Raw genomic sequence first — 20,721 nt, forward strand, 5'->3', positions numbered from 1 at the left:
CGGGCCTGGCCTCGCGCCGCACGTACCCGCTGCGCTCCTCGTTCCGACCCACCTACAACATGTCCGCGAATCTGCTGGCGCAGGTCGGCGCGGAGCGGGCGCGGGGCATCCTCGAGTCCTCGTTCGCCCAGTTCCAGGCGGACCGCTCCGTGGTGGGCCTGGCCCGCGAGGTCCGTTCGAAGCAGGCGAGCCTCGAGAAGTACGAGGAGGCCATGCAGTGTCACCTCGGCGACTTCGCCGAGTACCTCACCCTGCGCAAGGAGCTCGCGGCCGCGGAGAAGTCCGGCTCGCAGGGACGCCGTCGAGCCCACCTGGCCGCCGTGAAGGACTCGCTCGCGAACCTCGCGGTCGGGGACGTCGTCGAGCTCGACGCCGGCCGCTCGCTCGGCCGGGCCGTCGTCGTGTTCCCCGCCGGCAACCCCCAGAATCCGCGCGTCGGCGTCGTCACGGACAAGGCGCAGCTGCGCCGCATCACGGTGGACGACGTCGCCGGGCCGGTCGAGCCGGTGGCGGGCGCCGCCCTGCCCCAGGTGGTGCAGGTGAAGACGCCCGCGCAGCGCAAGGACGTCGCCGCGCTCATGCGCGAGGCCGTGCGCACGGGCCGCCCGCCCGCCGGAGGCCGCCGCACGGCGGGCTTCCGCCTGCGGGAGGACCCGGCCGCGCCCCGGGTCGAGGAGCTGCGCCGGGCACTGCGCCGCCACCCGTGCCACGGCTGCCAGGACCGCGAGGAACACGCCCGTTGGGGCGACCGCTGGTGGGCCATGCGGCGGGAGGTCTCCGTCCTGCGGGAGCGCATCGCGGGCCGCACCAACACCATCGCCCGCACGTTCGACCGCGTGGTCGGTCTGCTGCGCGCCTACGGCTACATCCAGGAGGACGCGTCCTCGCCCCGTGCGGCGCTGACGGAGCGCGGCCAGGCCCTGCGCCGGATCTACGGCGAGCGGGACCTGTTCACCTCGCTGGTGCTGCAGGATCCGGCCACGGACGGCCTGACGCCGGAGGAGTGGGCCGCCGTCGCCGCGCTGCTCGTGTACCAGGGCAAGGGGGAGACCGAGCCCGGACTGGTCCCGATGCCGACCCCCCGGCTCGCGCGCGTCGCGGAGGCCGCCGAGCGCATCGAGGAGCGCCTGCGCACGGACGAGGCCCAGGCACGGCTCGAGCCCACGCCCCGGACGGACCCCGGGCTGGTGGCGCCCATGCACCGCTGGGTGCGGGGGGCCACCCTGCGCCGCACCCTCGAGGGCGCGGACCTCGCCGCGGGGGACTTCGTCCGCTGGGCGCGGCAGGTCATCGACGTGCTGGACCAGCTGGCCAACGTCCCCGGGGACACCCGTCGCAGCCGTGCCTGCCGCCGGGCCGCGGACCTCGTCTCCCGCGGCGTCGTGGCCACCTCGCTGCCGGCGGCCTCGGCGCCGCGCGCAGACGAGGACTGACACGGGCTAGGGTGGGCGGGTGAGCGCACACCTGTTGACCCGCGGCATCATCCACTCGACGACGGACCCGTACGCACAGGCGCTGCTGGTCCGGGACGGGATGATCGCCTGGCTCGGCGCGGACGACTCCGCGGACCGCGTGGCCGACCCGGGTGACGAACGGCGGGACCTCGACGGCGCCGTCGTCGTGCCCGTGTTCGTCGAGCCCCTGGCCCGGCCCGCGGACGCGCGTGACGCGCTGAGTCGCGGCACCGCCGTCGTGACGGTCCTGGCCGGGCCCGAGGACACGGGCGCCGCGCCCGCCGACGAGGACGTCCAGACGGTCGTCTACCGGCACGCCGACCGCGTGGACGCCGAGGCGGCCGGGGTGTGGCTGCCCGTCGGGACCGACACCGACCCCGCCACGCTCACCGGCCTCCTGACGGCCTCGACCCAGGCGGGGGAGCAGGCCTACCTCGTCCCCGACGGCGGTGCGGACGCCGGACCCGCCGCCCAGGACGTGGCCCTGGCCGCCCTGCGCTCGGTCGCGGAGGAAGTCGGCACCGCCGCCCTGGGCCGCGTGCGCCATCGGCTCGTGGTCACCCACCCGGTCACCGCCGAGGACCGCGCCTTCCTGGCCGCCGCCGGGGTCAGCGCCACCGTCGTCCCCGACGCGGACGGCGTGCTGCACGCGCCCGTGGCGAGCCTGCTGGCCGACGCCGTCTCCGTGTGCCTGGGCGCCGGCCCGGCCGGGGACCCGTGGGCCGCCGTCCGGTCGGCGCTGTCCCACCCCGACCCGGACGAGCGCATCTCCGCCCGCTCCGCCTTCGCCGCCGCGACCCGCACCCCGCTGCGCGCGCTGCCCGACGCTCCGGCGGCAGGCCTGTCCGTCGCCCCGCGCCTGACCGTGTCGGCCCCGGCCGTGTTCGGCGTCTGGGACGCGGACGCGGTGGCCGTGCAGTCGCCGGACGGCCGGGTGGCGGCGTGGAGCACGGACACCCGGGCCGGCACGCCGCTGCTGCCGGCCCTCGACGCCGAGACCGCCCTGCCCCGCTGGCGGGCCACCTGGGTGGACGGCCGGATCGCCGCGGAGGACGTGGCCCGCGACGCGCGCGACGCCGCGACGCCGGCCTGAGGCCTCTGCTTCCTATACTCGAACGGATGCGATGGCCCGTCCGACCGGCGGGCCGCCCCCACGACCCCGGCCGGAAGGCGAGAACCGCACATGCGCGTGCTGACCATCATCCCCACGTACAACGAGATCGAGTCGCTGCCGCTGACCCTCGGCCGACTCCGTGACGCCGTCCCGGAGTCCGACGTTCTCGTGGTGGACGACGCCTCCCCGGACGGCACCGGCGACTGGGCCGACGCCCGCGCCGCCGAGGACCCCTCGGTGCACGTGCTGCACCGCACCACCAAGGACGGCCTGGGCGGCGCCTACATCGCCGGGTTCCGCTGGGGCCTGGAGCGCGGCTACGACGTCCTGGTCGAGATGGACGCGGACGGCTCGCACCAGCCGGAGCAGCTGCCGCGCCTGCTGGAGGCCGTCCGCACCGCGGACCTGGTGATCGGCTCGCGCCGCGTGCCGGGCGGCAAGATGGTGAACTGGCCGACCTCCCGCAAGATGATCTCGTGGGCCGGCTCCCTGTACCCGCGGATCATGCTCGGCCTCAACCTGACGGACATCACGGCGGGCTACCGCGCCTACCGGGCCGACACGCTCCGTGCGATCGACCTCGACGCGATCGAGTCCAAGGGCTACGGGTTCCAGGTGGACATGACCTTCCGCACGGCGCGCCTCGGCAAGCGGATCGTCGAGGTCCCGATCACGTTCGTGGAGCGTGAGCTCGGCGAGTCCAAGATGAGCGGCGGCATCATCGGCGAGGCCGTGGTCAACGTGACCCGGTGGGGCCTGGCCGCGCGCTGGGAGGGCCTGCGCGCCCGCCTCGGCCTCTGAGGCGCACAGCCCCCGAACGACGACGGGGCCGGATCCATGGCGGATCCGGCCCCGTCGTGCATGGGGGAGCGGCGGTTCAGGCGTCGACCTCCTCGCCGCGGCTGGCGCGCAGCTTGTTGAGCTGGATCTTGTAGGTCTCCTCCAGCTCCTCGAGGCTGCGGCGCTCGCGCAGCATGTCCCAGTGGGTGCGCACGGGCTTGCCCTCGGTCTCAGCCGGCTTCTCGCCGCTGACGAGGAACGCCTCCTTGCCGGTCTTCGAGGTCCAGGTGGCCGGCACGTCCGCCTCCACGGAGAAGGTCACGAACACCTGCTCGCCGTCCTCCGTGCGGTACTCCACCCGCTGCCGGGCGGCGGGCTCGACGCCGGCCTCGGACTCCAGGGACTGCGCGCCCAGGCGCATGCCCCGCAGGCTGCGATCGCTCACGTTTCCTCCTCGTCAGGCCGCGCCGAGGCCCGCGCGGGGGCGCGGGCCGATCGAGGCGCGGCGGGTCGTCCTCACTGATGGAACCATTCAGTGTCCCACAGCATTCCCGTCGGCCTCGCCCGCCGGGCGGGTGCCGGGGGTGCGGCCGGCCGACGGGTCGGGCTCGATCTCCTGCGGCGTGGCCAGGGCCTCGTCGAGCGAGGTCTGCGGCATGTCCTCCGCCGTCACCGCGCCGGCGGTCATCGCGTCCATGACGCCGCTGGCGCGCAGGGCGTCCGCGGTGGTGGGACGGGACCCACGCGGCCGACGCGCGCGCTCCGGGGTGACGCCGACGTGCTCGGCTCCCGGCTCGCCCGCGCGGTCCCCGGAGTCCCGACGCCGGGGTGCGTGCTCCGGGGTGGGGCGGCCGCCGTCGCCGGGGGCGAACGCCTCACCGAGGCCCTGCAGGGCGCGGGTGAGCTCGGCGGGGACCACGAACATGGTGTTGGCCTGGCCGTCGGCGATCTTGGGCAGGGACTGCAGGTACTGGTAGGCCAGGACCTCGGAGTCGGCACCGCCGGAGTGGATGGCGTCGAAGACCACCTCGATCGCCTCGGCCTCGGCGTTGGCGCGCAGCACGCGGGCCTGAGCCTCGCCCTCGGCGGAGAGGATCTGGGACTGACGCTCGCCCTCGGCCGTGAGGATGGCGGCCTGCTTCGTGCCCTCGGCGGTGAGGATGGCGGCGCGGCGGTCGCGCTCGGCGCGCATCTGCTTCTCCATCGAGTCCTGGATGGACATGGGCGGGTCGATGGCCTTGAGCTCCACCCGCGAGACCCGCAGGCCCCAGCGCGTGGTGGCGTCGTCCAGCACGCCGCGTAGCTGGGAGTTGATGGAGTCGCGGGAGGTCAGCGCCTCCTCGAGGTTCATGCCGCCCACGACGTTGCGCAGGGTGGTGGTGGTGAGCTGCTCCACCGCGTGGATGTAGTTGGCGATCTCATAGGTCGCGGCCTTGGCGTCCGTGACCTGGAAGTAGACGACCGTGTCGATGGAGACGACGAGGTTGTCCTCGGTGATCACCGGCTGGGGCGGGAAGGAGACGACCTGCTCGCGCATGTCCACCATCGGGAGCATGCGGTCCACGAACGGGATGATCAGGGTCAGCCCGGCGCCGGCCGTGCGGTTGTACTTGCCGAGGCGTTCGATGTTGGCCGTCCGCGCCTGCGGGATGATCTTGACCGAGGAGGCCACGATCACCGCCGCGAGGACGGCGAGGACGACGAGGACGATGAGGGTTTCCATCGGGGTCCCTTCTTCTGGGGTCGGTGCGGTCGGTGCGGTTGGAACGAGGACGTGGGGCGGCTCAGGCGCCGTCCGCCTCCCAGTCGATGCGGGGGAGCGGGCGGACCACCAGGGTGGCCCCATCGATGCGCAGGACGGTCACCTCGTCGCCGGGGGCGACCTCGGGCGCCCCAGGCTCGACGCGGGCGGACCAGGTGTCGCCGTCGACGGCGAGCGTGCCGGCGTCGCCGGTGATCGCTCCCTGGGCCGCGACGCGGCGCCCCGGGAGCGTGTCCAGGTAGGAGGCGCCGGCGCCGGTGTCCTTGCGCAGGTGGCGCAGCGCGACGGGGCGCACGGCGGCGAGCATCAGCAGGGCGACGGCGGCGAACGCCGCGAGCTGGAGCGCGGGCGGGCCGCCAACGAGCGCGACCACCCCCGCCGCGCCGGCCCCGGCGGCGATCATCAGGAAGACGAGGTCGAGGGTCAGCAGCTCGACGCCGGCCAGGCCGGCGGCCAGCACCAGCCACAGCCAACCCGCGTTCGCCTCGATCCACTCCATGCGTGCGCTCCCCTCCGTGTCGGGTGCGCGGACGGGTCTGCCGCGCGTCGACGTGTGATCCCCATCCTGCCCTACACAGTGGCGCCGGACACAGCGTGTCCCCAGGCGGTCCTGGAAGGAGGGGGCTACCGCCCGGTAATGTGAGCTGCATGACATCTGCACCCGTCGCGGTCTCGCCCCTGCTCCAGCCGATCACTCTGGGCCCCCTCACGCTGCCCAACCGGGTGGTCATGGCCTCGATGCACGTGGGACTGGAGGATCGCCACGACGACCTGCCGCAGCTGGCGGCGTTCTACGCGGAGCGGGCACGCGGCGGCGTCGGACTCATCGTCACCGGCGGCCTGGGCGTCGTCCCGGAGGGCGCGGTGACGCTGGGCGGGGGGATGCTCGCCAGCGCGGAGGACGCGCGCGCCCATCGTGTCGTCACGGACGCCGTCCACGCAGCCGGGGGCAGGATCCTCGCCCAGCTGCTGCACGCCGGACGCTACGCCCCGAGCCCCGACCTGGTCTCGGCCTCCGCGGTGCGAGCCCCGATCTCGCGGCACACGCCCCGGGAGATGACGACCGCGGACATCGAGCGGACCGTGAGCGCGTTCGCACGCGCGGCCACGTTGGCCCTGGAGGCCGGATACGACGGCGTGGAGATCATGGCCTCGGAGGGCTACCTCCTCAACCAGTTCCTCGCCCCGGCGACGAACCGACGCGCGGACGAGTACGGGGGTGACGCCGAGCGCCGGCGCCGGTTCCCGGCCGCGGTGGTCGCAGCGGTGCGCGAGGCACTGGGGGAGCGCGGCGTGCTCTCGGTGCGCACCTCGGCGGCGGACCTCGTCCCCGACGGGCAGACGCGCGCGGAGATCGCGGACACCGCCCGAGCCTTCGAGGCCGCCGGAGCGGACGTCCTGATGACCGGCATCGGGTGGCACGAGTCGCGTGTGCCGACCATCGTGACCTCCGTGCCGCGCGCCGCGTTCCTCGCCGCCTCGGCTGACCTGACCGCCGCCGTCGACATCCCCGTGATCGCCTCCAACCGGCTGACCACCCCCGCCGAGGCGGAGGAGGCGCTGACGTCCGGGGCCGCCGCTCTCGTCGGGCTGGCCCGGCCCCTGCTGGCGGACCCCGACTGGATGGCCGCGATCAGCGACCCGCGCGCTCGGACCCTCACCCCGTGCATCGCCTGCAACCAGGCGTGCCTCGACCACGTGTTCACCGGGGCCAAGGTCTCGTGCCTGATGAACCCCCGCGCCGGGCGGGAGACGGAGCCGGAGTACGCCGCGCCCGTCCCGGTGGCCCTCGGCCGCCGGCGCCGGATCGCCGTGGTCGGTGCCGGGCCGGCGGGCCTGACGGCCGCGGAGCGTGCGGCCCGGTTCGGGCACGAGGTCACCCTGTTCGACCGGCACGCCGAGCCCGGTGGGCAGTTCCGGCTCGCCCGCCGCATTCCCGGCAAGGAGGAGTTCGGTCCCGCGCTGGAGCACCTGGCGGCCCGCGCGGCGGCAGCCGGGGTGACGCTCGTGACCGGGGAGGAGGTCTCTGCACAGGCACTCCTGACGGACGATGGGCAGCCGGGTTACGACGAGGTGCTCCTCACCACCGGCGTGCGGCCCCGGCCGATCGCTCTGCCCGGGACGGGGGAGCCGGGTGCGCCCGCCGTCCACGCGTACGACGACGTGGTCCTGGGGCACGTCGACGTCGGCCCGCGCGTCGCGGTGATCGGCGCCGGCGGCGTGGGCGTGGATGTCGCCGAGGCCCTGGCGGCCGGCACGGAACGGCCGGACGGGACACCCGAGACGCAGGAGCACTGGCGGGCCCGCTGGGGCGTGGCCCTGACCTCGGAGACGCCGGGCCAGCTGGCGAAGCCGGCCGCGGCACGCCCCGGGCGGGAGGTCCACCTGCTCCAGCGCAGCCCCGGACCGATCGGCGCCCGACTGCGCCCCACCACCGGCTGGGTGCACCGCGCCGAGCTGCGGCAGCACGGGGTCCACCTGCACTCCGGTGTGACCTACGAGGGCGTCGGCCCCGACGGCCTGCGCGTGACCGCGCCGTCCCCGGAGGACCCCGAGGCCCGCGTGGCCCTGACCCTGGACGTGACGGACGTCGTCGTGTGCGCCGGGCAGGTGTCCGAGACGGATCTCGTCGAGGACCTCGTGGCCGCGGGCTACTCGCCGGAGGCGGTGCGCCTGATCGGCGGCGCGGCCGAAGCCCGCGAGCTCGACGCCTACCGGGCCATGGACCACGCCGTGCGGGCCGTGCAGGGCTGAGCCGCGCCGCCGGCCGGCGGGCCCTCGCGGGCGGGCGACGTCGGGGCTACGGTCGAGGCATGGCTCTCATCTACACCGCACGCCTGGACCCGGACAAGCCCGAATGGATCCGCCGCCGCCTCGTGGCGCACGGACTGCCGGCGGACGTGACCGCCGAGAAGGTCGGCTCGTACCGGTTCGACGATCCCGCCGGTGAGATCGGCGTCGAGTCGATGGTCGTGCGCGTGGGGGACCGGCTCTATCAGACCGCGTTCGCCTACCGAGGCGAGGCACCCGCCGAGGGGGACGTCGTGGCCGAGGCGGAGCACTCCGTCCTGGGACACCGCTGGATCGTGGACGCCGCCACCGACCCGGACGCGCGCCGCATCGTCGCGGCCGCCGTGCGCGGCGAGATCCCGCAGGCCCGACTCGAGATGCACGACGAGTCCGGGACCTACCTCGAGACGCGCGCCCCGGATCTCACCCTCCGCGTGGTCGGCGCAGATGCGACGGGGGAGCTCGAGGTGCCGGTCGAGCTGCTGGAGACGGGCGAGACGGACGTCGACGGTCCACGGTGCCTGGTCGCCGAGGGAGACGGTGTGCGGGCCGTCGTCGCGCGCCTTTCCTGAGGGGCGGTCCGCGCGGTCAGAGGCCGCGCGGACCCCAGGAGCGCAGCCGGCGATGGCTGGTGAGCGACATGTACAGCGCGATGCACCAGCCGAGGACGGTCCACCCGGTGAGCAGGTTCACCCAGAACACCGCCCACACGTTGGAACGGCCACGGACGGCGGCGACGGCCCACGGAGCGAGGTAGCCCGCCGTGGCGATGGCCAGGACGACGGCGACCGTCGCGTGCAGGGGGCGGTCGCGCTGGTCGGTCATGATCGTCATGGGTCCAGGCTACGCGCGAGACCCGCCGTGCGGGGCGTCCCTGTCCGCCGTTCTGCCGTGCGCCGATAATGTACATTATGTCAACTAGCCCGTTCTTGGCCTCCCCTTCGGACGGCCGCCTGCACGGCACGCGCCACATCGGGACCTGGCCCAGGAGGTCGCGCCGGGCGGCACCGACGCCGCGTACCGGGGTTCACTCCCCCGGGTCTGCGGACAGCCGCTCCAGCAACGGCAGGACGGCCGCCACCGCCGTCCGGCTCTCGTGCCAGAGCCCGTGCCGCAACCGGGAATGGACGGCCTGCTGACTGATCCCGAGCTCCGCCGCCGCCTCTCGCTGACTGGCGCCGGCTTCGACCAGCCGCCCCGCCGCATGCTGGTCACCGGACCGGCGCCGTTCCACCGTGGCGACCAGCTGCAGGGTGGCCTCTGCACAACGCAGGTCAGCCTCTCGGCCGGCCTCTGTGGCGCCGCCAGGGCGACGTCCGTGCGGCAGCACCAGCCGTCCCGGTGCCCGCCGGGCGCGCCGCCGCTCGGCTGGAGTCAGATGCGACAATGATGGGTCTTTGTCTGGGGTGCCCTCCGGATCCAGCAGCACCGCCCAGGACCCGGTCCGCACGGCCCACAGCGCCAGGCCCACGGCAGCCGCCATGCCATCGAGGGTGACGGCCAGCTCGCCGTCGTGCGCCGTCGGATCGGATTCGTCGCCACGCCACGCCGCCGAGATCACAGCCGCGTCGGGGCGGGGATCGTCGAGCAGCGCCGCTGCCACACGTCGGGCGTCGTCGGCCGTGGCGGCGGTCGGCCGGATGGGCACCAAATGCACGGACACCATACAGAGAGTCTACCTCTGACAACGGTGCTGGCTTGTCGTAGGGCGTGTCCGCCGTGCCGCGCCTGGCCGGGCGCTCCGTCCGGTCGTCTCGGTGGGCCAGACTGGATGCATGACGTCCTCCCCCACCGCCCGTCGTGCCGTGCCCGCCGAGCACCGTGACCCGCGCGGCGCCCTGCCGGCGCTGGCCGTCGACCTCCTGCTCACCCTCCTCTTCGTGGCTCTGGGCCAGGGACAGCACGCGACGGAGCGCGGGCCGCTGGGGCTGCTGGTCACGGCGGCGCCGTTCCTCGCGGGTCTCCTGCTCATGACCGGACTGACCTCCGGACACCGGACCTGGGCTCGCGTGTGGCCCCACGGAGTCATCGTCTGGATGGGGACCGTCGCCGTCGGCATGATGCTGCGCGTGGCCTTCGGCCTCGGTGGCGCCCCCGTGTCCTTCGTGCTCGTGGCGCTCGGGGTGCTGGGCGTCCTGCTTTTGGGTCGCCGGGCCGTGACCGCCTGGCTGGTGCGCCGCACCCGGAGGTGAGGGGTCGGCGCGCGGCTAGGATCATCGCGGACACCGGACCCGCAGCATCGAGGAAATGAGGACCGCCCGTGGTCACCGCCATCGTCTTGATCAAGACCGACAAATCCAGCATCCCGGAGACCGCCGAGACCCTCGCCGCGCTCGAGGGGGTCGGGTCGGTCTACTCCGTGACCGGCGCGTGGGACCTGGTGGCGATGGTCAAGGTGCGCCGCTACGAGGACCTCGCCGACGTGATCGCCGACCATCTCTCCAAGGTCGACGGGATCCAGGACACCGAGACCATGCTGGCCTTCCGGACCTACTCGTCCGAGGACCTCGGCGAGGGATGGGCGCTCGGCTTTGACTCCTGAGCGTCCTCTCGACGACGGGCCCCACCTCGCCGGTGAGGGCCCGTCGTCGCACCATCAGGACCGGGAGAAGGCGACCCAGCGGTCCAGGACGTCACGCGCGGCGCCGGAGTCGATCGACTCGGCGGCCCGCGTCATGTTGGCCGCCAGTCGCTCCATCAGCGGAGCGTCCGCGTCGCGGTCCCAGGCCGTCAGGCCCGCGGCCGCGTTGAGGAGGACGGCGTCGCGGATCGGGCCCTTCTCCCCCGCCAGCAGAGCGCGGACGAGGGTCGCGTTGTAGGCGCCGTCCCGCCCGGCCAGAGCCTGGACGGGGGCCAGGTCGATGCCCAGCTCCCGGGGATCGAGCTCGTGGGTGCGCACACCGTCCCGGACCTCCATGACGGTCGACGGCCCCGACGTCGTGATCTTGTCCCGGCCGTCCGCCCCGCGGAAGACGAAGCCGCGCACCCCCCGGTCCGCGAGCACCTGGGCGAGCAACGGGACCATGGCCTCGCTCGAGCAGCCCAGGGCCTGGGCGGTGACCTGGGCCGGATTGCTCAGGGGGCCGAGGAAGTTGAACACGGTGGGCACGCCGAGCTGCTTGCGCACCGGTGCCACGTACTTCATGGACGGGTGGTAGTTCTGGGCGAAGAGGAACGTGATGCCCACGGCCTCGGCGCACTCCTCGGCCTTCCGGGCCGGCATGGACAGGTCCACGCCGAGGGCCTCGATCACGTCGGCCGCGCCGGCGGTGGACGAGGCGCCTCGGTTCCCGTGCTTGACGATCCGCGCGCCCGCACCGGCGGCCACGAGCGAGGACATCGTCGAGAGGTTCACGGTGCCCAGGCGGTCGCCGCCCGTGCCCACGACGTCGAGGGTCTCCCCCGGCACGTGCACCGGGTTCGCCGCCTGCACCATCGCCTCGGTCAGGCCGCGCAGCTCCGGCACCGTCACCCCCTTGGCGGCCAGGGCGAGGAGGAATCCGCCCACCTGCCCCTCGGTGGCATCGCCGGCCATCATCTCCCCCATGGCCCATGCGGCGACGTGGTCGCTGAGGTCCTCGCCGACGGTGAGGGCGCGGAAGACCTCCGGCCAGGAGGTCCCCAGGACTGCTGCGGTGTTCTCGGGGGTGCTCACGCACTGAGCCTAGCGGCCCGGCTGCACCCGGGGCCGCGCCATGTCATGCACGGCTCGCTTCGAACCTGGACACCACCTGGACACCAGCCCCCGACTGTCACTGAAACCCCCCGACGGTGCTGACGACCCGTCCTGCGACACGGTAGGTTCGATTTACCGCCCGGGCGGTGTTTGGGGCCATAATGGCTGGGTGACCACAGCTAACCCCACTCTCCATCAGCCCACCACGGGGCTCCCGAGCCGGCCCAACATGGTGCAGGTCGGGACCATGGTGTGGCTTGCCAGCGAGCTCATGTTTTTCGGTGGGCTCTTCGCCATGTACTTCACCCTTCGCTCCACGTCTCCGGAGCTCTGGGCCGAGCACACCGCGATCCTCAACGTTCCGCTCGCCGCGGTGAACACGACGATCCTGGTGCTCTCCTCCGTCACCGCCCAGTTCGGCGTCCTCGCCGCCGAGCGCCTTCAGCCCCGCCGCACCGGCGGCCTCCTGCAGTTCGGGAAGTGGGGCATGGTCGAGTGGTTCATCCTGACCTTCATCATGGGCTCGATCTTCGTGGCGGTGCAGTCCTACGAGTACGCGGTTCTCGTCTCCGAGGGTATGACCGTCGCGGCGAACGCGTACGGCTCGGCGTTCTACATCACCACCGGCTTCCACGCCATCCACGTGACCGGCGGCCTGATCGCGTTCCTCTTCATCATCGGCCGCGCCTACATGGCCCGCCGCTTCGGCCACCACGAGGCGACGTCGGCGATCGTCGTGTCCTACTACTGGCACTTCGTGGACGTCGTCTGGATCGCCCTGTTCTTCATCGTCTACTTCCTGAAGTAAGACGACCCCCACTCACCGCACCGACTTCAGGCCCGGGCCGGCAGCATGAGCGGCCCGCCCCGGAAGAGAACGATAGGAAACCCCCGTGAAGGCACTTTCGCAGAACCGACGCCATCCCCTGATGGGGCTGGCGCTCCTCCTGCTGGGACTCCTGGTGACCGGCGGACTGTACTCCGTCGCGAGCACCGTGAACCAGGCGCAGGCGGCCACGCAGGTCACCGCGGCCGCCTCGGCTGATGACATCTCCGAGGGCGAGAAGCTCTTCAACGCGAACTGCGCCTCGTGCCACGGCACGGGTGCCGCGGGGGGTCCCTCCGGCCCGTCTCTGATCGGTGTCGGCGCCGCCTCCGTCGACTTCCAGGTGGGCACCGGCCGCATGCCGATGCAGATGAACGGCCCGCAGGCCCAGGTCAAGCCGAACCAGTTCAACGACGAGCAGACGGCGCAGCTCGCCGCGTACGTCGCCTCGCTGGGTGCCGGCCCCGCCGTCCCCGAGGACGAGTACCTGGATGTGAACCACGAGGACGTGGACATCACCCGCGGCGGCGACCTGTTCCGCATCAACTGCGCCATGTGCCACAACGCGGCTGCGGCCGGCGGTGCGCTGACCCGCGGCAAGTACGCCCCGTCTCTGCAGGGCGTGGAGGAGAAGCACATCTACGAGGCCATGGAGACCGGCCCGCAGAACATGCCGGTGTTCTCCGACTCGAACATCAAGCCCGAGGACAAGCGCGACATCATCGCGTACCTCAAGACCATCGAGAACCAGGGCTCCCCCGGCGGCCTCGCCCTCGGCTCGCTCGGCCCCGTCTCCGAGGGCCTGTTCATCTGGACCGCGGGCCTGGCGCTGATCATCGGCTTCATGGTCTGGCTCACCAGCCGGTCCTCCTGATCCCGTCGGCGCAGGCGCGCCGACCACCCGTCATCGACATTCATCACTCGAGTAAAGGAAACAGGACATATGGGCGAGAAAGGCCTTGAAGGGACCGAGCACCGCTCGGGTTCCCTCGAGCACGCCGGCGAGGACGCGCCCCGGTACGCGATCGACAACCCGGGCCTGCCTCCGCACCGTCCGCGTCTGGCCGATGAGGATCCGAAGGCTGCGAAGCGCGCCGAGCGTCAGGTCTCGGTCATGTTCCTCATCTCCATCGTGGGCACGGTGCTCTTCTTCATCGGCTACTTCGGCGTGGGGCAGATCGGCAACGGTGAGGCGTTCAGCAAGATCTATCTGCAGAACCTCCTGCTCGGCCTGGGCACCGCCCTGGCCATGTTCGGCATCGGCATCGGCGTGGTGCACTGGGCCAAGACCCTGATGCCGGACCACGAGACCGTCGAGGACCGTCATGAGATCCGCTCGGAGGCCGACCGCGTGGCCGCCACCGGGATGATCTCCGAGATCCTGGACGAGTCGCAGATCAAGCGCCGCCCCCTGCTGCGCAACACCCTGATCGGCGCCGCCCTGCTGGCCCCCCTGCCGTTCATCGCCGTGTTCCGCGACCTGGACGACACGGACAACTTCTCGGACCAGGAAGCCCAGAACTTCGGTCCGGAGCGTCTGCGCCACTCCATGTGGGCCGAGGGCGTGCGCCTCGTGCGCGACCCCACCGGCTCCCCCATCAAGGCCTCGGACGTCACGCTCGGCTCCGCCGTGCACGTCATCCCCGACGGCCTGAACGACCTGGGCCACGACAAGCTCAACCAGAAGGCCAAGGCCGTCGTCCTGCTCATGCGTCTCGATCCCGCCAAGGTGAAGATCACCCCGGGCCGCGAGGACTGGAACGTGGACGGGATCTTCGCCTACTCCAAGGTCTGCACGCACGTGGGTTGCCCGATCGCCCTGTACGAGCAGCACACCCACCACCTGCTCTGCCCCTGCCACCAGTCGACCTTCGACCTGACGCAGGAGTGCAAGGTCATCTTCGGCCCGGCCAGCCACGCGCTGCCGCAGCTGCCGATCACCGTGGACGACGAGGGCTTCCTCGTGGCCCAGAGCGATTTCCATGAGCCCGTCGGGCCTGTCTACTGGGAGCGTGGCTGACACCTATGAGCACCACCGTGAATGAGTTCCAGCCGGCGACCACGACCGGCCGCATCGCCAACTTCGTCGACACCCGGATGGGCATGTCGCCGATCGTGAAGTTCTTCGGCCGCAAGATCTTCCCGGACCACTGGACGTTCATGTTCGGCGAGGTCGCCCTGTACAGCTTCGTCATCCTGCTGCTGTCCGGCGCATTCCTCACCCTCTTCTTCGATCCCTCCATGTCAGAGGTCGTCTACGACGGGGCCTACGCCCCGCTGCGCGGCATCGAGATGTCCGCGGCCTACGCATCGACCCTCGACATCTCGTTCGACGTGCGCGGCGGTCTGTTCATGCGCCAGCTGCACCACTGGGCCGCGCTGCTGTTCGTGGCGGCCATGTCCGTGCACATGCTGCGCGTGTTCTTCACCGGCGCGTTCCGTCGCCCGCGTGAGCTGAACTGGCTGGTCGGCTGCTTCCTGCTGATGGCCGGCTGGGCTGCCGGCTTCACCGGCTACTCCCTGCCCGACGAGGTGCTCTCCGGCAACGGCCTGCGCATCATCGACGGCATCCTGAAGTCGCTGCCGCTGGTCGGCTCGTACCTCTCCGCCTTCTTCTTCGGCGGCGAGTTCCCCGGCCACTCGGTCATCGGTCGCCTGTATGCCCTGCACATCATGATCGTGCCGGCCGCCATCCTGCTGCTGATCGGCATCCACCTGTTCATGGTCGTCGTGCACAAGCACACCCAGTACCCGGGCCCGGGCCGCACCGAGGACAACGTGGTCGGCTATCCGGTGGGCCCCGTGTACGCGGCCAAGGCCGGCGGCTTCTTCTTCATCGTGTTCGGTGTGCTCGCGCTCATCGCCTCCACGGTGACGATCAACGCCAACTGGAACTACGGCCCGTATGATCCGTCCCCGGTGCAGGCCGGCACCCAGCCCGACTGGTACATCGGCGTGTTCGACGGTGCCCTGCGCCTCATGCCGGGCATGATCGGCGACTACTCCTTCCTCTGGAACATCCCGATGCCGTGGGGCTCCTCGGTGTCCCTGCCCATGGGCGTGCTCGTGCCGCTGATCCCGGTCGGCGCCCTGATCGTCGGCATGTGCGCCTGGCCCTGGATCGAGCGGTGGATCACCAAGGACGACACCGAGCACCACCTGCTCGACCGTCCCCGCAACGCCCCGGCCCGCACGGGCATCGGCGTGGCCGCCGTCGTCTGGTACTGCGTCATGTGGGCGGCCGCGTCCTCGGACCTCATCGCCACCCACTTCCACCTCTCCCTGAACGACGTGCTGTACGTGCTGCGCGCGCTGTTCTTCCTCGGCCCGGTGATCGCCTTCATCGTGACCCGCCGCATCTGCCTGTCCCTGCAGCGCAAGGACCGTGAGCTGGTGCTCCACGGCCACGAGGCCGGCGTCATCGAGATGTCCCCCGAGGGCGGCTTCCATGAGCGCCACCGCCAGCTCACCGACTACGAGCTGTACCGCCTGGTGTCCTTCGAGGACCGTCGCCCGGTGCCGGCCATCCCCGGCCGCAACGGCAAGGTGGGCACGCTGGAGAAGGCCCGTGCCGCCCTGAACCGCATGTTCTACCAGAACCGCGTCGCCCCGGTCTCCCGGGAGGAGCTGGTGGAGGCCCGCACCCACGGCCAGCACGGCCACGAGGAGCACCCCGTCGAGCTCGGACACGGCTCGGACGCTCCTCACCTGGAGCGCTGACCCCGGTCGGCTGATCCCCTGACGAAGGGCCCCGCGCACCACGGTGCGCGGGGCCCTTCGGCGTCCCTGGGCGGGCCGCCGCGGCCGCCGCGGGAGGGCCCGCCCAAGGCCGTAGCGGGCGCCATGAGGTGGTCCAGCGCCCCGCCCCCGGCCGCCGGATCGGCGACCTACGCTGCGGGGGGCACCTTCGGCGGCCGCCCCGGGTGGGCATGAGTTGTGACGCTCCTCGCCCGTCGCGGCACACCGACTCGGGCATGGTCAGGCGTGCGTCCGGTCCGTGACAACGGATGCTGGGCGGACGCAGGTGGCCTCCCTCGGGGGTGTCCCAGGAGACGGCAGGAGACGGACACCGTCGATGCTCGGGGTCCTCAAGTGGCTGTCCTCCCACGCGCGCTCAGAGGGGATGAGCCGGCGCCCCGCCACGAATGGGCGCTGCGACATCCGCTCATCCTCGGAGAGGAGTCCGCGCATGGGCCTCGCCCCCGCACACCACCGCCCCCTGTGCTGTCCGCCGCGCCCGACCACCACCGGCTGCGCCCGGGCATGGTCGGACGTGGCGACACCGGGCCGGAATCCTCCGTCTGCGAACTCAGAACGGCGGGAGAAGACCGCCGCCAGACGCCTCTGTGATTCACCGCCGCAGGCCGAGACGCACGGTGCACCCGTAGCTGGAGGACACAGGCCGCCGTGCCCCTGACGGTGGCACGGGGAGCTCTGACGGCCTCACGGTGACGCCGGACCGGTCGTCGCGTGTGACAGCGGTGCAGGGTGGGGTGGGCGGACCTGCAACTCAGCGACCGGCCGGCACACCCCCCTGTCCCGGACCGGGGCGAGAGAGGACGTACCGGCCTGTCACCGCGACCGTGGTCTCGCTCGGGCGTGCACCTGCGAGGCCCAGCGACGCGAGGCGTCGGCGATGGAGGCGGGACACGACGTTCACCGTCGGCCCCTACCCCGGTGGCGACGCTCCCCCGGGCTCGGCCGGCCCCACGGCTGGCAGCGGCCTCATACCCTCCTGCCACACGACGCGGCGGTCTCCGGTCGCCCGGAGCGGGGTGAAAGCCGCGCGGCCGCCGACACGGTCACACGCGGTCGTGCGGCCCACTCCCCGGCCGTGCAGGGCTCATCAGGGCATCGCCGCCCGACCCCTCAGGGCGGCTGCCAACGCACGCGCCGACGTCGGGTGGCCTGCCCAGCGCCGCTGCGCGGCACGCGCGCTCCTGGTGCACGGCTCCCGCTTCCCCAGACGCGGCGAGACAGGTCGTGGAGATCCGCCGCCGCGGTGTACGTCGAGCGGCTGGCCGGCTGCCACGACGGCGGGCCGGCCGTACTCAGCGCACAGGGAAACGCCGCAGGCCGGACCCCGAGGGGATCCGGCCTGCGGTGGTGGAACGACGGACGGGTCAGTGGGCGTACTTGCCCCGAGAGAACTCGTAGACCCACCCGAAGGTGAAGTAGGCGGCGGCGACGATGCCGATGATGAAGACCCACCAGCCGACGGCCAGGCCGGTCACGATGATCGCGCAGCCCAGGCCGAGGCCCAGGGGCCACCAGCTCCAGGGAGCGAAGGTGCCGTAGGTGCCGGCGTACTCGACGATCTGACCGTCCTCGTCATCTGCAGGGCCGACGCCGTATTTGTGCTCGGCGGCCCGCAGGTACCAGGCGATCATCCAGGACATCCCGCCCACGGCGTAGATGGCCGGGATGCCTGCCCACTCGGTCCACTCGACCCAGAACCCGTAGAGGGTGGCGGCTGCGATGAAGAACAGGCCGATGATCCAGAAGATGTTGGCTGCGACCTTCACTGGGCGACCTTCTCTCCGAAGGCCTCAGACGTGTTCTGAGGCGAGTGCGGGAAGAGCTCCGGGTGGTGCAGATCCAGCGCCGGACGCTCGGAGCGGATGCGCGGCAGGGAGTGGAAGTTGTGCCGCGGCGGCGGGCACGAGGTGGTCCACTCGAGCGAGCCGCCGAAGCCCCACGGGTCGTCCACGGTGACCTTCTTGCCATAGCGCGAGGTGATGTAGACGTTCCAGAAGAACGGGATCAGCGACGCGCCGAGAACGAAGGAGAACACCGAGGAGAACGCGTTCATCGCCTGGAAGCTGTCCTCCACCATGTAGTCCGCGTAGCGACGGGGCATGCCGATGACACCGAGCCAGTGCTGGATCAGGAACGTGCCGTGGAAGCCCACGAACAGCATCCAGAACTGGATCTTGCCGAGACGCTCGTTCAGCATCTTGCCGGTGAACTTCGGCCACCAGAAGAAGAAGCCGGCGAACATCGCGAACACCACGGTGCCGAAGACGACGTAGTGGAAGTGCGCCACGACGAAGTACGTGTCGGACACCTGGAAGTCCAGGGGCGGCGACGCCAGGATGACGCCGGTCAGGCCACCGAACAGGAAGGTGACCATGAAGCCGAGCGTCCACAGCATCGGGGTCTCGAAGGTGATCGAACCGCGCCACATGGTGCCGATCCAGTTCACGAACTTCACGCCGGTCGGGACCGCGATGAGCATGGTCATCACGGAGAAGAACGGCAGGAGCACGGCGCCGGTCACGTACATGTGGTGCGCCCACACCGTCACGGAGAGCGCGGCGATCGCCGTCGTCGCGAACACGATGGACTTGTAGCCGAAGATCGGCTTGCGGGAGAACACCGGGATGATCTCCGACACGACGCCGAAGAACGGCAGGGCGATGATGTACACCTCGGGGTGGCCGAAGAACCAGAAGAGGTGCTGCCACAGGATGGCGCCGCCGTTCTCCGGGTTGAAGATGTGGCCGCCGAAGCGACGGTCCAGGCCCAGCGCGAAGAGCGCGGAGGCGAACGGCGGGAACGCCACCATGATCAGGATGCCGGTGATGAGCGTGTTCCAGGTGAAGATCGGCATGCGCCACATCGTCATGCCCGGGGCACGCATCGTCAGGATCGTGGTGATGAAGTTGACGCCGCCCATGATCGTGCCGAAGCCCTGGAGGACCAGACCGAACACCCAGAGGTCACCGCCGACGCCCGGCGAGTACGTGGTGTTGGAGAGCGGGGCGTAGGCGAACCAGCCGAACGAGGCCGCACCCTGCGGGGTGAGGAAGCCGGCGGTCGCGATGAGCGAGCCGAACAGGAAGAACCAGAACGCCAAGGCGTTCAGACGCGGGAAGGACACGTCCGGAGCACCGATCTGCAGCGGCACCAGCACGTTGGCGAAGCCCGTGAAGAGCGGGGTCGCGAACATGAGCAGCATGAGCGTGCCGTGCATGGTGAACAGCTGGTTGTACTGCTCCTTCGTCTGCAGGATCTGCATGCCGGGCTCGAAGAGCTCCGCGCGGATCATGAGGGCCATGACGCCGCCGATGCAGAAGAAGACGAAGGACGTGATCAGGTACATGTACCCGAGCACCTTGTGGTCGGTCGTCGTCAGCCAGCTGACGACGATCTTGCCCAGCGAACGGGGCACCACACGAGGCTGCGCCTGTGAGCGCACCTCATCCGTTGCGTACTCGTAAGTGGTCATCAGTGGCTACCTCCACCGCGGGGGGTCTGGAGATCGCGCTCCATCGTCCCGGCGCCGTCAGGGTTGTTGTTGGGATTGCGGCTGTACTCTTCGCCCACCTGACCCGGCTCCATCTCCTCGAGGCGCTGGACGAACTCCGTCTCGTCGACGACCTCCACGTTGAAGAGCATCTCGGAGTGGAACTCGCCGCACAGCTCGGCGCACTTGCCGTCGTAGCTGCCCAGCTCCTGGGGGGTCAGGTACAGGTGGTTGGTCTTGCCGGGCACCATGTCACGCTTCTGGAGGAACTGCGGGATCCAGAAGGAGTGGGCCACGTCACGGGACTTCAGCTCGAAGTGCACCGGCACGTCATTCGGCAGGTACAGGACCGGAAGGGTGTCACGCACGCCCTCGGTGCCGTCCAGCTGGGCCTGGATGCCGGAGTAGTGGGCCTCGATGACCTCGCCGTTCTCCTGCTCGTAGGAGTAGTTGAAGTCCCAGGACCACTGCTTGCCGTACACGGTGACGGTCAGCGGCGAGTCGTCCACGGGGCGGTCGACCTCGGTCTGGACGCGGTCGGTGAAGCCCCAGAGGGTGAAGACCATCAGGATCGGGATGGCCGTGAACATGGTCTCGAGCGGCACGTTGTAGGCCGTCTGCTTCGGGAAGCCCTGGTCGTTCTTGCGGCGGCGGTACGCCACCATGCACCAGATCATGGCGCCCCAGGCCAGCAGGCCGACGACCATGGCCGCGATCCAGGAGTTCACCCACAGGTCGGTGAGCTGGGCGTTGTAGTTGGTGGTGTCCCGGGTGCCGGGGTACCAGCCGCGCTGGACCTCTGCCGAACACCCGGTCAGCACCAGGAGCGCCGTGGTGCCCACGGCACCGGCGGTCCAGCGGCGGCGAGTCCGACGTCCGGCGTCATTCTGTGCTCTCACAGACGGCCTTCCTCTTCATCTCGTGTGCGAGGGGCGTGCCCGCTCCCCCGGCGATTCGGCGACTTCTCGCAGCGTCCTCGCAGGGAGCACGGGTATGCCCTGATGATTCAGAGCCAGTCTAAGCCGAAACGAGCGGATTCTCCGCACCGTGACACGGGCGGATCGTGTCTG

The 20,721-nt window shown here is 71.4% G+C and carries 19 protein-coding genes and 1 pseudogene; 11 read left to right on the forward strand and 9 right to left on the reverse strand.

Annotated elements, in window-relative coordinates:
* The 3 genes and pseudogenes from J1M44_RS11880 to J1M44_RS08225 form a co-directional block, all read left to right on the forward strand.
* Positions 1–1,433, forward strand: a pseudogene (locus J1M44_RS11880) (DEAD/DEAH box helicase); the annotation flags it as partial.
* 19 nt (positions 1,434–1,452) lie between these two features.
* Positions 1,453–2,547, forward strand: coding sequence for a hypothetical protein (locus J1M44_RS08220; protein WP_144824001.1), 1,095 nt, complete (start codon positions 1,453–1,455; stop codon positions 2,545–2,547).
* Between the two features lie 90 nt (positions 2,548–2,637).
* Complete coding sequence (locus tag J1M44_RS08225) at positions 2,638–3,369, forward strand: polyprenol monophosphomannose synthase (RefSeq protein WP_036315073.1); 732 nt, start codon at positions 2,638–2,640, stop codon at positions 3,367–3,369.
* A 76-nt stretch (positions 3,370–3,445) separates the two neighbouring features.
* On the opposite strand, the gene J1M44_RS08230 is transcribed toward J1M44_RS08225, so the two are convergent.
* The 3 genes from J1M44_RS08230 to J1M44_RS08240 all read right to left on the reverse strand — a co-directional run bounded on the left by J1M44_RS08230 (position 3,446) and on the right by J1M44_RS08240 (position 5,609).
* Entirely contained in the window at positions 3,446–3,793 is a 348-nt protein-coding gene (locus J1M44_RS08230) for an RNA polymerase-binding protein RbpA (protein WP_060774975.1), read from the reverse strand.
* An 87-nt stretch (positions 3,794–3,880) separates the two neighbouring features.
* Entirely contained in the window at positions 3,881–5,071 is a 1,191-nt protein-coding gene (locus J1M44_RS08235; protein ID WP_098471713.1) for an SPFH domain-containing protein, read from the reverse strand.
* Between the two features lie 61 nt (positions 5,072–5,132).
* On the reverse strand, positions 5,133–5,609 hold the full coding sequence (locus J1M44_RS08240; RefSeq protein ID WP_123243835.1) for an NfeD family protein: 477 nt from the start codon (positions 5,607–5,609) through the stop codon (positions 5,133–5,135).
* 149 nt (positions 5,610–5,758) lie between these two features.
* Between J1M44_RS08240 and J1M44_RS08245 the strand changes: the two genes are divergently transcribed.
* Positions 5,759–7,864, forward strand: coding sequence for an NADPH-dependent 2,4-dienoyl-CoA reductase (locus J1M44_RS08245; RefSeq protein ID WP_144823999.1), 2,106 nt, complete (start codon positions 5,759–5,761; stop codon positions 7,862–7,864).
* A gap of 59 nt (positions 7,865–7,923) precedes the next feature.
* Positions 7,924–8,472: a maltokinase N-terminal cap-like domain-containing protein gene (locus J1M44_RS08250; RefSeq protein ID WP_002854518.1), complete on the forward strand. Its 549-nt coding sequence runs from the start codon at positions 7,924–7,926 to the stop codon at positions 8,470–8,472.
* A gap of 16 nt (positions 8,473–8,488) precedes the next feature.
* Here J1M44_RS08250 and J1M44_RS08255 read toward each other — a convergent pair whose 3' ends face one another.
* Together J1M44_RS08255 and J1M44_RS08260 are read right to left on the reverse strand one after the other, a co-directional pair.
* Positions 8,489–8,734, reverse strand: coding sequence for a superinfection immunity protein (locus J1M44_RS08255; RefSeq protein WP_144823997.1), 246 nt, complete (start codon positions 8,732–8,734; stop codon positions 8,489–8,491).
* A gap of 193 nt (positions 8,735–8,927) precedes the next feature.
* On the reverse strand, positions 8,928–9,566 hold the full coding sequence (locus J1M44_RS08260) for a hypothetical protein (RefSeq protein ID WP_098471717.1): 639 nt from the start codon (positions 9,564–9,566) through the stop codon (positions 8,928–8,930).
* Between the two features lie 109 nt (positions 9,567–9,675).
* Here J1M44_RS08260 and J1M44_RS08265 point away from each other — a divergent pair, with 109 nt between their 5' ends.
* Both J1M44_RS08265 and J1M44_RS08270 read left to right on the forward strand, forming a co-directional pair.
* Complete coding sequence (locus J1M44_RS08265) at positions 9,676–10,092, forward strand: DUF3054 domain-containing protein (protein ID WP_098471718.1); 417 nt, start codon at positions 9,676–9,678, stop codon at positions 10,090–10,092.
* 68 nt (positions 10,093–10,160) lie between these two features.
* The gene (locus J1M44_RS08270; RefSeq protein ID WP_002854527.1) at positions 10,161–10,442 is read left to right on the forward strand and encodes an Lrp/AsnC family transcriptional regulator; all 282 of its coding nucleotides are present in this window, start codon (positions 10,161–10,163) and stop codon (positions 10,440–10,442) included.
* A gap of 54 nt (positions 10,443–10,496) precedes the next feature.
* On the opposite strand, the gene trpD is transcribed toward J1M44_RS08270, so the two are convergent.
* Positions 10,497–11,555 carry an anthranilate phosphoribosyltransferase gene (gene trpD, locus J1M44_RS08275; RefSeq protein ID WP_098471719.1) on the reverse strand — a complete coding sequence of 353 codons (1,059 nt, stop codon included), beginning with the start codon at positions 11,553–11,555 and terminating at the stop codon, positions 10,497–10,499.
* 190 nt (positions 11,556–11,745) lie between these two features.
* On the opposite strand from trpD, the gene ctaE reads away from it, so the two are divergent.
* From ctaE to qcrB, 4 genes are all read left to right on the forward strand, one after another.
* Positions 11,746–12,384 carry an aa3-type cytochrome oxidase subunit III gene (gene ctaE / locus J1M44_RS08280; RefSeq protein ID WP_446724872.1) on the forward strand — a complete coding sequence of 213 codons (639 nt, stop codon included), beginning with the start codon at positions 11,746–11,748 and terminating at the stop codon, positions 12,382–12,384.
* Between the two features lie 85 nt (positions 12,385–12,469).
* Complete coding sequence (qcrC, locus tag J1M44_RS08285) at positions 12,470–13,276, forward strand: cytochrome bc1 complex diheme cytochrome c subunit (protein ID WP_036315101.1); 807 nt, start codon at positions 12,470–12,472, stop codon at positions 13,274–13,276.
* Between the two features lie 69 nt (positions 13,277–13,345).
* Entirely contained in the window at positions 13,346–14,422 is a 1,077-nt protein-coding gene (qcrA, locus tag J1M44_RS08290) for a cytochrome bc1 complex Rieske iron-sulfur subunit (RefSeq protein WP_060774981.1), read from the forward strand.
* A 5-nt stretch (positions 14,423–14,427) separates the two neighbouring features.
* Complete coding sequence (gene qcrB, locus J1M44_RS08295; protein ID WP_060774982.1) at positions 14,428–16,122, forward strand: cytochrome bc1 complex cytochrome b subunit; 1,695 nt, start codon at positions 14,428–14,430, stop codon at positions 16,120–16,122.
* Between the two features lie 1,403 nt (positions 16,123–17,525).
* Here the strand turns inward: qcrB and J1M44_RS08300 are convergent.
* Genes J1M44_RS08300 through ctaC form a run of 3 tightly spaced genes read right to left on the reverse strand, consistent with a single transcriptional unit; the run spans position 17,526 to position 20,550 of the window.
* Positions 17,526–17,927, reverse strand: coding sequence for a cytochrome c oxidase subunit 4 (locus J1M44_RS08300; RefSeq protein ID WP_002854636.1), 402 nt, complete (start codon positions 17,925–17,927; stop codon positions 17,526–17,528).
* Complete coding sequence (gene ctaD, locus J1M44_RS08305) at positions 17,924–19,633, reverse strand: aa3-type cytochrome oxidase subunit I (protein WP_049161847.1); 1,710 nt, start codon at positions 19,631–19,633, stop codon at positions 17,924–17,926. Before ctaD ends, J1M44_RS08300 begins: the two co-directional genes overlap by 4 nt.
* Positions 19,633–20,550, reverse strand: coding sequence for an aa3-type cytochrome oxidase subunit II (gene ctaC / locus J1M44_RS08310; RefSeq protein WP_002854640.1), 918 nt, complete (start codon positions 20,548–20,550; stop codon positions 19,633–19,635). Before ctaC ends, ctaD begins: the two co-directional genes overlap by 1 nt.
* Between the last annotated feature and the right edge of the window lie 171 nt (positions 20,551–20,721).

The sequence above is a fragment of the Micrococcus sp. KRD128 genome, assembly GCF_017168395.1.
Classification (GTDB): Bacteria; Actinomycetota; Actinomycetes; order Actinomycetales; family Micrococcaceae; genus Micrococcus; species Micrococcus luteus.

Coding starts and splice junctions, on each gene's coding strand:
- J1M44_RS08250 (WP_002854518.1), top strand. CDS start 7,924: ATGGCTCTCATCTACACCGCACGCCTGGACCCGGACAAGCCCGAATGG.
- ctaD (WP_049161847.1), bottom strand. CDS start 19,633: ATGACCACTTACGAGTACGCAACGGATGAGGTGCGCTCACAGGCGCAG.
- qcrA (WP_060774981.1), top strand. CDS start 13,346: ATGGGCGAGAAAGGCCTTGAAGGGACCGAGCACCGCTCGGGTTCCCTC.
- J1M44_RS08225 (WP_036315073.1), top strand. CDS start 2,638: ATGCGCGTGCTGACCATCATCCCCACGTACAACGAGATCGAGTCGCTG.
- J1M44_RS08260 (WP_098471717.1), bottom strand. CDS start 9,566: ATGGTGTCCGTGCATTTGGTGCCCATCCGGCCGACCGCCGCCACGGCC.
- J1M44_RS08235 (WP_098471713.1), bottom strand. CDS start 5,071: ATGGAAACCCTCATCGTCCTCGTCGTCCTCGCCGTCCTCGCGGCGGTG.
- qcrB (WP_060774982.1), top strand. CDS start 14,428: ATGAGCACCACCGTGAATGAGTTCCAGCCGGCGACCACGACCGGCCGC.
- J1M44_RS08255 (WP_144823997.1), bottom strand. CDS start 8,734: ATGACGATCATGACCGACCAGCGCGACCGCCCCCTGCACGCGACGGTC.
- J1M44_RS08240 (WP_123243835.1), bottom strand. CDS start 5,609: ATGGAGTGGATCGAGGCGAACGCGGGTTGGCTGTGGCTGGTGCTGGCC.
- J1M44_RS08265 (WP_098471718.1), top strand. CDS start 9,676: ATGACGTCCTCCCCCACCGCCCGTCGTGCCGTGCCCGCCGAGCACCGT.
- J1M44_RS08245 (WP_144823999.1), top strand. CDS start 5,759: ATGACATCTGCACCCGTCGCGGTCTCGCCCCTGCTCCAGCCGATCACT.